Origin of the sequence: Shouchella oshimensis (genome assembly GCF_002019765.1) — a bacterium.
GTDB classification, from domain to species: Bacteria; Bacillota; Bacilli; order Bacillales; family Bacillaceae_D; genus Shouchella; species Shouchella oshimensis.
In genome coordinates this window covers 3,475,858-3,489,407 of sequence record NZ_KV917380.1, presented here as the reverse complement: position 1 = coordinate 3,489,407, position 13,550 = coordinate 3,475,858, and the positions used below count along the sequence as shown (strand labels likewise).

9 protein-coding genes are annotated in these 13,550 nt (G+C 41.7%); 5 read left to right on the top strand and 4 right to left on the bottom strand.

The genetic code is table 11. The features are described 5' to 3' along the window. The first annotated feature begins 1 nt into the window (after position 1). The 5 genes from BK583_RS17535 (at position 2) to srtD (ending at position 10,464) form a co-directional block, all read left to right on the top strand. Positions 2-2,296, top strand: coding sequence for a glycoside hydrolase family 3 N-terminal domain-containing protein (locus BK583_RS17535; RefSeq protein ID WP_055735560.1), 2,295 nt, complete (start codon positions 2-4; stop codon positions 2,294-2,296). Between the two features lie 183 nt (positions 2,297-2,479). After that, complete coding sequence (locus tag BK583_RS17530; protein WP_055735561.1) at positions 2,480-4,705, top strand: helix-turn-helix domain-containing protein; 2,226 nt, start codon at positions 2,480-2,482, stop codon at positions 4,703-4,705. Positions 4,706-5,104: 399 nt separating this feature from the next. Continuing rightward, positions 5,105-8,038: an adhesive domain-containing protein gene (locus BK583_RS21040; protein ID WP_180316899.1), complete on the top strand. Its 2,934-nt coding sequence runs from the start codon at positions 5,105-5,107 to the stop codon at positions 8,036-8,038. 66 nt (positions 8,039-8,104) lie between these two features. Further along, a complete protein-coding gene (locus tag BK583_RS17520; RefSeq protein ID WP_055737222.1) occupies positions 8,105-9,805 on the top strand; it encodes a glycoside hydrolase family protein in 1,701 nt (566 codons plus the stop codon). A 14-nt stretch (positions 9,806-9,819) separates the two neighbouring features. Further along, a complete protein-coding gene (srtD, locus tag BK583_RS17515; protein ID WP_055737223.1) occupies positions 9,820-10,464 on the top strand; it encodes a class D sortase, LPxTATN-specific in 645 nt (214 codons plus the stop codon). Here the strand turns inward: srtD and BK583_RS17510 are convergent. From BK583_RS17510 to BK583_RS17495, 4 genes are all read right to left on the bottom strand, one after another. Then, complete coding sequence (locus tag BK583_RS17510) at positions 10,461-10,913, bottom strand: Rrf2 family transcriptional regulator (RefSeq protein ID WP_038476916.1); 453 nt, start codon at positions 10,911-10,913, stop codon at positions 10,461-10,463. The two genes, srtD and BK583_RS17510, sit on opposite strands and share 4 nt — an antisense overlap. A gap of 282 nt (positions 10,914-11,195) precedes the next feature. Further along, positions 11,196-11,936 (bottom strand): SIS domain-containing protein, encoded by a 741-nt coding sequence (locus BK583_RS17505; protein ID WP_055737224.1) that lies wholly within the window; start codon positions 11,934-11,936, stop codon positions 11,196-11,198. Positions 11,937-11,940: 4 nt separating this feature from the next. Beyond that, positions 11,941-13,224, bottom strand: a complete 1,284-nt coding sequence (ulaA, locus tag BK583_RS17500) for a PTS ascorbate transporter subunit IIC (protein ID WP_038476922.1) — start codon at positions 13,222-13,224, stop codon at positions 11,941-11,943. A gap of 40 nt (positions 13,225-13,264) precedes the next feature. Next, positions 13,265-13,546: a PTS sugar transporter subunit IIB gene (locus BK583_RS17495; protein WP_038476925.1), complete on the bottom strand. Its 282-nt coding sequence runs from the start codon at positions 13,544-13,546 to the stop codon at positions 13,265-13,267. Positions 13,547-13,550 lie beyond the last annotated feature (4 nt).

Genomic DNA, 13,550 nt, shown 5'->3' with positions numbered 1-13,550 from the left:
GATGAGTTATAGAGACCCAAGCTTACCAATTGAGATGCGGGTTGAAGCGTTGCTGTCGCAGATGACGTTAAAAGAAAAAGTTGGGCAGCTGAATCAGAAAATGTACGGATGGGATGCGTATAACAAAACGAACGAAGGGATTGAGCTAACTGAAGCATTTAAAGAGCAGGTGCGTTTCGGGGAAGGAATGGGTGCTCTTTATGGTTTATTTCGCTCTGATCCTTGGTCTGGTGTCACGTATGAGAACGGCATACCGACAGAACAAAATGCCTCAATAGCTAATACCATTCAACGCTATGTTATGGACCATACAAGGCTAGGTATTCCTATTCTACTATCAGAAGAGTGCCCACACGGTCATCAAGCACTAGACGGAACGATGATTCCAACGAACATTGGCATCGGCTCGACGTGGAATCCAGAGCTTATGGAAGAGGCGTACAGTTATATCGCGGCTGAAATTCGGTCTAGAGGAGCACACCTTGGTTTAATTTCTACATTGGACATTTTACGAGATCCAAGATGGGGCAGGTCAGAGGAATGTTATAGTGAAGATCCTTTTCTAGCAGCAGAAATGACGAAAGCTGCAGTATATGGCTTACAAGGTAAGGAGGGCAAACCGGGTAAAAATCAAATTGGTGCGGTGTTAAAACATTTTGCTGCCCAAGGTGCAGGAGAAAGGGGGTTAAATGCCGGTCCTGTTCCAATCGGTGAAAGAGAACTACGTGAAATTCACTTGCCCGGTATGAAAGCTGGGGTAGAAGCCGGTGCCCTTGGTTGTATGGCTGCATACAACGAAATTGACGGCATTCCTTGTCACGCAAATGAGTCATTATTGACGGGCATTCTTCGAGAAGAGTGGGGGTTTGAAGGGATTGTGATGGCAGATGGCGTGGCAAATGATCGGCTTCAACAATTAACAGGAAGTGTTGAAAAAGCTGGTGCCTTAGCGCTTTCTGCAGGTGTTGATTTAAGTTTATGGGACGTTGCTTTTACGAGATTAAGTGAGGCTGTAACGAATGGTGATGTGAAAGAGGAGCTTATTGATAGAGCCGTTCGTCGTGTGTTACGGCTAAAATTCCTACTTGGCTTGTTTGAAGAACCGTTTGTTGATGAGAGCCGTTCAAAAGAAGTCGTTGGTTATTCCACATTTAAACAGCTAAATGAGCAAGTGGCCCGAGAGACCATCGTTTTACTTAAGAACGAACACGCCACATTACCTTTGGCGAAAAAAACAAAAAAAATCGCTGTTATTGGACCGAACGCTGATCAGATTGAACATCAGTTAGGAGACTATACATCGTTTCGGAGAACCGATAAAGGGACAACCATTTTAAAAGGTATTCAAAAACAAAGTGCTGGAGAAGTGATTTATTCTAAAGGATGTAGCGTACGTGGGTATTCGAAAGAGGGATTTAGGGAAGCGATTACCGCAGCTGTAGATGCAGATGTTGCGATTGTTGTTATTGGTGGAAGTAGTGCAAGGAATGTGGAGTTGTCATTTGATACGAATGGTGCTGCTATTATAGATGATCGTCGAACGGAAATGGACTGTGGAGAAGGTGTGGACGTAGCCGATTTACAGCTTGGCGGGGTGCAGCAAGAACTAATCGTTGAATTAGCGAAAACAGGCACGCCATTAATCGCTGTTGTGATTCAAGGAAGGCCACACGCACTTACTGAAATTGAACCCTATTGTACGGCTATACTATGTGGTTGGTATCCTGGTGAAGAGGGAGGTACGGCGATAAGTGAGGTGTTGTTTGGAGACGTGAATCCAAGTGGAAAGCTAGCAGTGTCAATGCCTCGTTCAAGCGCGCAGTTGCCGATTTATTACAATTATAAAGATCAAGGAAGAGCTCCTACTTACTTGGATATGGAGGCAACACCGCTTTTTCCTTTTGGGTATGGTCTAAGCTATACAACGTTTGCTCTACAACAGATACGGGTGCTGAATCCAAGTATATCGCTAGCAGGTCTGCGAGCTGGAGAATTAATTTCTATACAAGTTGATGTTGTAAATACTGGCTTAGTAGAAGGGGCGGAGGTCATTCAATTGTATATAAAGGATGTAGAAGCAACAACTACCCGTAGAATAAAGGAATTAAAAGCATTTAAAAAGATTCTTCTGGCACCACAAGAAAAAAAGACGGTGACAGTAACATTAGGTGAAGAGGCACTTTCCATCTGGAATAAGGACATGACATTTGGGCCAGAACCTGGAAAGGTGAACATAATGGTGGGAAGTGAATCTCAGAAAACGGAAGAGGTAACGATTACTATACTTGAACAATAAGTGTTAAATGGATAATAAAGGGATTTGTATTCTTTCATTTCGAAAAAATGAAAAAAGAATGTGAATCCCTCTTGCTTGTGATGGATGTTTATCGCTATCATAGAATAAATACATCGTTAACTATTGCGGATCATTTTTTTGAAAGGGCTTACGAAGAAGATGAACAAAAAGGGAGGTGGATAGGTGCTGACTAAAAGAGGTTCAAAATTACTATACAAATATATCATCTCCTATCTTCTCGTCTTCCTTGTTCCTTTTACGATTATGAGTATTGTCATTTACTATAATGCGGTAACGAGTTTAAGAGAGGAAATTGAGCAATCAAGCATTAATAACTTAGAACAGGTTAGGAATTTAACGGATGAACGTTTATCGGAGCTCGTTACATTATCAGCAAGAATTTCATTAGATCCTCGTTTGACACCTTATATGATTAGTCACCCCTATTATGGTGGGGAGGCGACGGATGAATTGAGAAAATATCGAGCAAATAGTGCCATTGTTGAAGAATTATTTGTCTACTATAAACAACAAGATGTTCTTTATTCGACAAATGGCTCGTATTCGATGAGTGCACTTTTACAAAATAGTGAGGAACTGCAGCGAGTAGGGAGAGAAGATTTACTCGCTGACTTACATACAGATGTACCGCTTATACGAGTAGCTAGTAATCGTATTCTTTATCTTGTACCAATTTCACCAAATTCAGAAAAGCCCCATGGAACGGTTATGTTTTTTATAGAAGAAGCCACAATCATTAATATGATCCGCAATCTTCTAGGAGAAATAGAAGGAAATGTGTATATCTTTAACAAAGATCGGGAAACCGTCGCATCTGTTACGAGTGATGAGTTCGTTCAAACAGAGGATATCCAATCGTTATCAAACGGCTTTACAGGAGTAGAAACCGTTCAACTCCACGGAAGTGATTATTCAATGGTTTCGGTAGAGTCAGAGGTAAGCGGATGGACATTTGTTACAGTAATGGACCAAAACCAGTTTTTTATTAAGCTCAATAACGTACAAGTGATTATGGTGTCTTTTTTAGTTGTCCTATTTGTAGTAGGTTTAGGATTAGCTGTCCTTTTAGGTAGAAATCAATACAAACCGATCAGTCAGCTCATCGCCATTACTCATAAAGGGAAGCATTCCCCACCTTTTGTTAAAGGTGAAAATGAATTGGAGAATCTAGGCAAAACCGTTACGTCTTTATATGAAAATCATGAATTGTTAAATGAAACCATTGATCTACATCAACCATTTGCCCGTGACCAATTTCTGACTCGTCTGTTAAGAGGTCATTACTACGACGCTGAAGAGATTGAGTCGATTATGGAATCGTTAAAATTATCATTAAGAGGAGATTGTTTCTTTGTTGTTATTGCGCAATTTGAATCAGAATCGTTTTCGAATACGAAAGATAAAGATAAGCTTTTACAAGTGGTTTCAAGAAAGACGTTAGAAGATGCTACTGCTTATGCAGTTGACTTTCTGCATTCTGATTCAATTGTTGTCATGATTTCAATGGCTGGTTCAAAAGGAAATATGACTAGAGATGCTATTGATCACATTGTTCATGACATTCAAAAGGAGATGAAAGACTTTACGGTTTACAAGCCAACAATCGGTGTTGGACAACTGTACGACGATAAGACAAAAATTAATCGCTCTTACATTGAAGCACTTGCAACGATGGAATATAAATTTTCCGCTCCTCAAGGAAGCGTTCTGTTCTTCGAGGATTTAGAGACAGAAACCCACCATTTGCTAGGCTATCTAAAGGAAGAGCAAATGAAGTATGTACAAAGTATCAAGCAAGGCGATTTTACTGTTGCAAACGAAATGTTAGGCGATATGTTTGAAGCGTTAGGAAGCAAAGGGCTTTCGATTAATGAAATAAAATGTATTTGTTTTGATATTATCAACACGACGTTACGAACTGTATCTGAATTAGGCTTTGATCGTTATATGAAACAAGTTGATCCATTAGTTGAATTTAAGTCAATTACCCAGTTGCACAAACAACTGCAACGTATTGTCGAAGTGATTTGCAAAGAAGTGGAAGAAAAGAAAGATAGTCACAACAATAAATTGAAAAATGATATTCTGACTTATATTGAGCAAAACTATAAAAAGTACGAGATATCATTAGAAGTGGTTGCACAAGAATTTTATCTGTCTGTTTCTTATTTAAGTCGGTTTATTAAAGAACAAACAGGTGAAACGTTCACTCAATTAATACAACGGTTGCGCATTCGTTATGTAAAAGAACAGTTAACTCAGACAGATCAGCCGATTAAAGATGTTGTGAGCGATGTTGGGTATAAGGACGTAGCTAATTTCATTCGTAAATTTAAAAAAATTGAAGGCATGACACCTGGGGAATATCGAAAACTTCATAAAGGATAATAGATGATGCTTTAGCTATCGTTTAGATGCCATACGAGTAAAAGAACACGTTTGCGTTAAGCCGTGTTCTTTTTTGTTTCGATTTATCATTCAATTCCTTTAAAAAAATGGAAAGACATTCATTTTGATTATGCAATGTATAAAAATTTTTATATTTTCTATTTCAATAAAAAGAGCCTAATGATAGGAGTTTTCGTCATTTATTCTTTTAGTAAAAGCCAATAAATAAAAGGTGTATGTAAAGTACAAATTTTTTTAAATTATTAGACTTGTTATACTTTTCAAAGACAAACATCGAGGTTTTTATACACCATAGAACAAGATCTTAGCAGAAGGGAGGATTATGTAAGTCAAAACGTACGAATGAAGTCGAATGGTCATATTACAGGGAGGTTCTAAGTGAGAAATAGGAAGATTGATTATAAGAAGAAAATGCATGCACGGAACAGAAGGGTTACTAAAAAAACAACTGCCATTATTGCTGCTTCATCTTTACTATTCACAACGACTCAACTAGCATTTCCTGCAACAACTAACTTAAGTCCATTAACGAATCCGTCTGTTGCTTTAGCGGCACCCATTGAACAAGCGTCGTTACTTAATGTTTCGATTTTAGAAAATACATCACTTGTCTCAAATAATGGGGAGAGACAAGAAAAGAACGAAGCTGGAAATTATGATCTTGATTTAACATTTAGTGGAACGGGTCTTGCAAATGTTGGATTGGCAGATAACAAAGTAGTTGTTTTCACCCTACCTGAAGAACTTCAAGGAAAAGTAGTGGGAAATACAACGGTTACGATTAACGCGCAGCTAACAGCAGTAACACCTGGAGACTTGCCTGGTATATCACCTATTATAAATACGGTAGGTACTGCAGTGGAGGCATTGACAAGTATACCTGGCATTAACAATATCCTGGACTTGAATCCACTAAACACTGCGTTTGATTCGGTTCGTAGCGTACAGGATTTAGGTGCTTATGAGGTCGAGGTAGCTGGGATTGTATCTGAAGATGGAACAACGATCACGGTCGATTTTACAGAAGGTCTTGGTGAATATGTTCGTGAAGCCTTTGTGGAATTCTTGACACCGCTTAGGGATGCGATTAATGAACTTGAATATAATGGGCTTGTACCTGGTGTAAGAACAGCCATTGAAGCGCTTAAAACAGCTGCAAATCCTTTGTTTGATTTAATTGACGCCATTGTGGATGGTTCGAGTGATCTCTTAACCTCTGCACTAGACGTTAATTTACTAGGAAGCACGCAGTTTAGGTTACAAACAGAAATAAGTGATCCAATGGTACCGAACGCTGTCGTAAGTGCAGCAGCAATCAATGAAACGTTCATTGATATTGATTTACTGAATGCCATTCGGACTGAAGGAGCAAGACAAAATTTAATTTTTGACGATGAATCAGATGCGGACGCTGATGCCGATGCTGATGCTGATGCCGATGCTGATGCCGACGCCGATGCGGATGCTGATGCCGATGCCGATGCTGATGCGGACGCTGATGCTGACGCTGACGCTGATGCCGATGCTGATGCGGATGCTGATGCAGACGCGGATGCGGATGCTGATGCGGATGCAGACGCTGATGCTGACGCCGATGCGGATGCTGATGCGGATGCCGACGCTGATGCGGATGCTGACGCCGATGCGGATGCTGACGCTGACGCCGATGCGGATGCGGATGCGGATGCCGATGCCGATGCTGACGCGGATGCTGATGCGGATGCCGACGCTGATGCTGATGCGGACGCTGATGCGGACGCCGACGCTGATGCTGACGCCGATGCAGATGCGGATGCGGATGCCGACGCTGATGCGGATGCGGATGCGGATGCTGACGCTGATGCGGATGCGGATGCTGATGCGGATGCTGACGCTGATGCGGATGCGGATGCGGATGCTGACGCTGATGCGGATGCGGATGCGGACGCTGATGCCGATGCGGACGCTGACGCCGATGCGGACGCTGACGCGGATGCTGACGCTGACGCCGATGCGGATGCGGATGCTGACGCTGACGCTGACGCCGATGCTGACGCGGACGCTGATGCGGATGCAGATGCGGATGCGGATGCTGATGCGGATGCTGACGCGGATGCAGATGCGGATGCTGATGCAGATGCTGATGCTGATGCAGATGCTGATGCTGACGCTGACGCCGATGCTGACGCTGATGCTGACGCTGATGCAGATGCGGATGCCGATGCTGATGCCGATGCTGATGCTGATGCGGACGCGGACGCTGATGCGGACGCCGACGCTGATGCTGACGCCGATGCAGATGCGGATGCGGATGCCGACGCGGATGCAGATGCTGATGCTGACGCCGATGCTGACGCGGATGCCGATGCTGACTCAGACTCAGATTCTGATGATGACGATCCAGCTGAAGGGGTATTTCCAGATGCTCCGCGATCAACACCAATCTTTGAAGATAATTTAATACTAACTGGTGAAGGGCTCGTTGGATCGACTGTCTACGCACTTGTTAATGGTCAGATTATCGGTTCGAGTGATGTGTCAGCAATTCGAGCACTTGATATTATTATTGACAATAATGGTGTATTCACCATTGAGCTGGATGAGCCTTTACCTGCTGGAACAATTATCGAATTTTACCAAGTTGATGAAGATGGCCAGCAAAGTGAATCATCCTATGTAAGAGTTTTACCAGTTAGCGACGATGGTGACGCTGATGCTGACGCGGATGCCGATGCGGACGCTGATGCAGATGCAGATGCAGATGCTGACGCTGACGCTGATGCTGATGCCGACGCTGATGCCGACGCTGATGCTGATGCCGACGCTGATGCCGACGCTGATGCCGATGCCGACGCTGATGCCGATGCTGATGCGGATGCCGATGCGGATGCCGACGCCGATGCCGATGCGGATGCTGATGCAGATGCAGATGCAGATGCTGACGCTGACGCTGATGCTGATGCCGACGCTGATGCTGATGCCGACGCTGATGCCGACGCTGATGCCGATGCCGACGCTGATGCCGATGCTGATGCGGATGCCGATGCGGATGCCGACGCCGATGCGGATGCTGATGCGGATGCTGACGCTGACGCTGATGCGGATGCCGATGCGGATGCAGATGCAGATGCCGACGCGGATTCCGACAAGGATAAGGATTACGAACGAATCGATAATCGTTATGGAGGCGACTCTGGCAAGGGCTATGATGGAAATGGAGATAAGCTACCAAAAACAGCCACACATGCTTGGGCTTATGGAGCTGCTGGCGTAATGGCACTTCTTTCCGGTCTATTTGCAAGACTCTTCGGACGAAATAGGAAGAATGGGTAAGAGTTAATAAGATGCGTTAGAGGGGAGATCGTTCTCCCCCTAACCTATTAATTAGGAGGAATGTACATGGAAACATCACAATCGAAACAAGTAGACTCTTTAGAAAAAAAGCTAGATCTTTTTTATGAGACTCTTCAAAAAGAAGGGCATTTAGGTTTTTTGAAAAATTCAACACGAGTCATTTTCTTTCTATCGATTGGGTGTCCGAAGCGTAGGGCAGATGTTTTCCAGGCTAGTGAAACACTTCCATTAAAAGCATGGCGACTTGTGAAGAGGCAAGCGCTTCAGCATTACAAAGAAAGTCAGTATGATTGGTTAAAATTAGATATTGTAGAAAGTGAAGAAAGTCATAGCGTGAATGATTTCGTGAAAGTCATAACAGAAACAAAGAAAAACTATTTTCGAAAAGGCATTTCTTTCGATAAACAATATCGGTTTGCGTTTTTAGAGCAGGAAATTAACGGAAACGCCATTGTGCAAATTGATAAACAAACTGGAAGGGGCTTTATCCAAGAAAAGAATCTAAAAGAGTATGCTAAGAGCCATCGTCCTTTAATGCCTAAGCTTGATCTTAGTAGAATTGATAAGATTCGAACGTTTACTACACGTGGATTCTTTTTTGGAAAAAATCGCCTATTTCCTGTACACAACACAAACTTAGATAATGGACGGAGAAAGACGCCGTTAACAATAGATGAAGTAGACCATTTAATACGAGAAAGCGCAACTTTTCTAGCAAATCAAGTGAAAGATACAGGGGCATTTGTATATGGGTATTTTTCTTGTTTTGATAAGGAAATTCAATTTTATAATGTGCTAAGACATGCGAGTACATTGTATTCCATGTTAGAGGCCTACGAGCTTTATCCTGATGAAGTATTAGAAAAAGCGATCAAAAGAGGGCTACATTATCTGGTTAATCATTGCACACGTAGCTATACCATTCAATCCGTTAATGTTGCCTATATAATTGACGGCGTTGGAGAAAACAAAGAAATTAAGCTTGGAGCCAATGCAGCTGCTATTTTGGCATTAACAAAATTCCAAGAAGTGTTTAAGCAAAGTCAGTATGTAGAGATAACCCAATTATTGGGGGAAGGCATTTTGCAGATGCAAAAACCTGATGGCAGTTTTAATCATGTTTTGTACCCAGAAAATCTACAAGTGAAAGAAAATTTTAGAATTATTTATTACGACGGAGAAGCGGCATTTGCCCTCATGCGTCTCTATGAACAGGATCCACAATCAAAATGGATCGATGCCGTTGAGTTCGCCTTTCAGTATTTTATCGAAAAAAAATATTGGAAGCATCATGACCACTGGTTAAGCTATTGTACGAACGAGCTAACAAAGTACCGACCACGTAAAGAGTATTTTGAGTTCGGCTTACAGAACGTTTTGAAAAAGCTAAATTTCATTAAAAAAAGAGAAACCACGTACCCTACTTTTCTTGAACTGACATTAGCCGGATGGAATATGGTATCACGATTAAGAGAGCATGGGTGGGAAGAATTGCTTACACATAAAGAGATTCAACGATTAGAAGAAACGTTTCATGTACGAGCAGAATATCAAAGAAATGGCTTTTTCTATCCAGAGGTCGCCATGTATTTTAAGAAGCCGAGCAGAATTTTAGGTAGCTTCTATATTCGCCATCACTCATTTCGTTCACGAATTGATGATACGGAGCATTATTTATCAGGCTATGTAGCCTATTACAAGCTCCTGAAAAATCGTTCTGCCTATAGAGAAAGGGGGGTTTCGTAATTAGAGCGTGGAAAATGGTTGGCAATAGCTTAATAGTAGTTGGCATGTGCCTGCTTGTTTGGTTCGGGTATGACTACTATCAGACAAAGTCTATGCAAGATCAGTCAATGGTAGAAGCCCAAGAGCGATTGTTTGTTGATTTGGGGAACAATGGCGCATTGGATCAATTGAACTTAACTATGACAAACAAGGAGGAGCCGCAGAGTTCCTTTCTTTCGCCAAGTGATGAGTATGCAAGAGAGTCTTTTCAATCAATAGAGATTAACCAAGGCGATGCTTTCGCTATTTTAGAGATTGAGTCTTTAGATCGACAGCTTCCTATTGTAGAAGGGACGAATCCAGAAGAGTTGCAGCGGGGGGTTGGTCATTACCGTGATTCTGTATTACCAGGTGGCGATGAACAAATCCTTTTGTCAGGGCACCGAGATACGGTTTTTCGCGATTTCGGTCAATTAGAGATAGGTGATCTTTTTATTGTGCATATGGAATACGGTTCTTTCCGATATAAAATAGAGGAGACAGAGATCGTAGATGCTGATGATCGAACGGTCATTCGGGAGATGGGTGAAGAAGTATTGGTAGTCACAACTTGCTACCCCTTTGACTTCATCAACCACGCCCCAGAACGATTCGTTATTTATGCTTATCCAATAGATTAATGTTGAATGGCCTTCATTTTATAGTCGCTGAACAATGCTTCTACCAGCTCATCTTGATTTGTTAACAAATCAGAAAGTGTGTATTGATCAAGCACATTCAGATAGGCATCGAGCGCTTCTTGTAGCGCTCGTTTTAATTTACAGGCGGGTTCTAAAGCACAAAAACCGTCTTTTTTCATGCACGTAACAAGCTCCAAGTTCTCATACTTACGAATGATGTTTCCGATTTGTATATACTCTGGGGATTGTGCTAGTTTATACCCACCGTTTCGTCCGTTTACCGAATCAATGTAGCCTGACTTGTTTAACTCCCACGCAATTTTTTTTAGATGATTAATCGAGACATCATAAACTGTAGAAATCTCATTTAATGTAATAATTTCATTCTCTTTTATCCCTAAGTACATCAATGTTCGTAAAGATGTATCGGTGAAAATGGTCAATTGCATGGACTCTCCCTCTTTTCATTGTGTGTGTTTTTTCTCTCTTTTTAAAATTCTGTTTCTACTAACAATGTAGCATCTTAACACATTGCAAAAAACTTGTATGTAGCATATACATTTAGAGTTGGTGAAATAGAAGTGCGTGAAAAAGGTTAGAGTGACAAGGGTTTGGTAGAGTTTATTCATCAATGTAGAGACAGGTTGGGAAATATTTAATCTGGTAATGAGGGGAAGCGATGAAGAAAAGCGATGAAGAAAAGCAGCCCCTATTAAGGAGCTGCTTTTCTATTACATATAGTGAATTTGATTTTTATAGTTCTTTATCATTTGCTCATTATAGTCGTCTCCACCATCCATGTTTGCGCTTCGGAAGACGGGGACATCTTTCCCTTTTGCTTCTAGCTTTTCAATGAATTTGAGTACGATGGAATGAATGATAAAGCTTCCAGAAATCGTAGATGTCGGAGCCACTTTCTGTGTGAGCGATTGAATGGACACCGTTGCATCTCCAGGTTCTCCATAATTATCCATAACAAGGTCACTCACTTCAAACAATCGTTTACCGGAAGAGTGACGAGAAGGTACGCTCCTTGAATAGGTCAGATTCGTCAACGAAATGACGATCATTCCTCGTGCTTTTGCTTCAATGGCTAAATCAATTGCGACAGGATTACGTCCTGATACAGAGTGAATAAAGACAACATCGCCTTGTTGAACAGGCTTTGAATCCAGAATGATTTGGCCATATCCTTCTAATCGTTCCATTTTAGAAGTAAGTGTAATGGGTTCGACATTTAGCATTAATGCAGGACTAAAGAGTGGGTTAAAGAGGGCAAGTCCTCCTGCACGATAAAACGCATCTTCAGCCACAATTCCTGCGTGGGAAGCCCCAAAGATATAGAGAGAGCGCCCGTTTTCGACTGCCTCATCCATTAACGTTGCCGCTTGTTCAAGAATGGATTCTTGTTCTTGTAAAATCCGGGTAAGGATGTGCTCAATAGATTGATAATATTGTTTTATATAAGACATTTCGTTATCCTCCAGGGAAAAGACGTGCAATGAGATCACCTAAGAAACTCCAGAGTGAAAAGTCGTTTCCGCCGAAGATGACAATCCAATCAGCGGCTGTTCCACTTAAAATAGGAACAGATAGACCGACAAGCAAGATCATGACAACACCAGCTACAGCAGAACCAGCAATGGCGCCTCTTAATCCACCTTGTCCGTTGGCAATAATGGCGGCCGTTCCAATTTCAAAGAAACACGTAATCGTTAAAGGAACAATAACGAAAGAGAAGACCCCCATACTACCTGTGATAAAAATGGTTGCAACTGATGTAATCATCGAGACAACAAATCCGATTAAGACAGCATTAGGTGCATAAGGGAATAAAATAGGTGCGTCGAGTGCTGGTACAGCATTTGGTATCCATTTTTGTGAAATTCCTTGGAAGGCTGGAATGATCTCAGCAAGCATCATTCTTACACCAAGCAATAGAACCGTTAACCCAGCTCCAAAAAGGATCCCTTGCATAACGCTATAAATGACCAGGTTTTGTTCTGCACCAAAAGCTGTTGAAGCCGTATCAAAACCAATAATTATACTGACTACGATGTAAACAAAGAACATGACAATGGAAGAGGTGATGCTGATTTCACGAAGAAATTCCGTTGAACTTGGAAATTTAATATCCTCAGACGATCTTCCTTTTGTCCCAAAAAGTTTCCCAACCATCCCTGCAATTAAGGAAAGTATGGTTGTTGGATGACCAATAATAAAATCATCTGACTGAGTTACTTTTCGAACAAAAGGTCGTAATAAAGCTGGAGCAATAATAATATAAAGAGCTGTTAAAATAGAAGCAAATAGAACGAGTTGCGTATTGGATAAATCGTTTTCAATACCGACTGCAACAAAGATAAAAGGGAACCAAAACAGCATATGCCCTGTTAAGAAAACGTGCTTAATAGGTGTAAAGCGGGCAACGACTAAATTAATAAGAAAGGCAATTAACATCGCAAGACCAATTTGTGTACCGTATTGACTCAGAATGGTATCGGCCCCTAGGGCAGGAGCAACCTCCGGGTTATCAATGTTGTACATGACATTAAAGCCCTCTGTTAATGGTGCAATGGAGTTCATTAAAATATTCGTACCTTGAGTCAGAATGACAACGCCAATAACCGTTTTTGCAGTACCTGAAACGACTGAAGAAAAATCTTTTCGAAGCAGCAACAGTCCTGTAAGAGCGATAAGACCTAAGAAGATAGCTGGTTCACGAATAACCTCAATAAGAAAATCCATTCCTGTTTGCATAAAGAACCCCCCCTTATTATAGTTGGAAGGAACGTAGGCATTATGCCTGAAGTTCCGCCTCAACTTTTTCTTTGATTTCTGCTTTGTTCACAAAGCTATTGATAATAATAACCGGCTTGTTAACCGTTTTTTGCAGTTTTTCGCCTAATTCTTTACTTGTGAAAATATAATCAGCTGGGGTGCTTTGGGCAGAGCCGACATCACCTGTAAATACATCTGCTTGAATGCCAAGCTCTTTTAGAACCCCATCTAAATTCATTTTCAACACCATTGAAGACCCAAGCCCGAAACCACATACTGTCATAATTTTTACTTTAGCCATTTTT

Coding starts and splice junctions, on each gene's coding strand:
- BK583_RS17535 (WP_055735560.1), top strand. CDS start 2: ATGAGTTATAGAGACCCAAGCTTACCAATTGAGATGCGGGTTGAAGCG.
- BK583_RS17520 (WP_055737222.1), top strand. CDS start 8,105: ATGGAAACATCACAATCGAAACAAGTAGACTCTTTAGAAAAAAAGCTA.
- srtD (WP_055737223.1), top strand. CDS start 9,820: ATGGTTGGCAATAGCTTAATAGTAGTTGGCATGTGCCTGCTTGTTTGG.
- BK583_RS17510 (WP_038476916.1), bottom strand. CDS start 10,913: ATGCAATTGACCATTTTCACCGATACATCTTTACGAACATTGATGTAC.
- BK583_RS17505 (WP_055737224.1), bottom strand. CDS start 11,936: ATGTCTTATATAAAACAATATTATCAATCTATTGAGCACATCCTTACC.
- ulaA (WP_038476922.1), bottom strand. CDS start 13,224: ATGCAAACAGGAATGGATTTTCTTATTGAGGTTATTCGTGAACCAGCT.
- BK583_RS17495 (WP_038476925.1), bottom strand. CDS start 13,546: ATGGCTAAAGTAAAAATTATGACAGTATGTGGTTTCGGGCTTGGGTCT.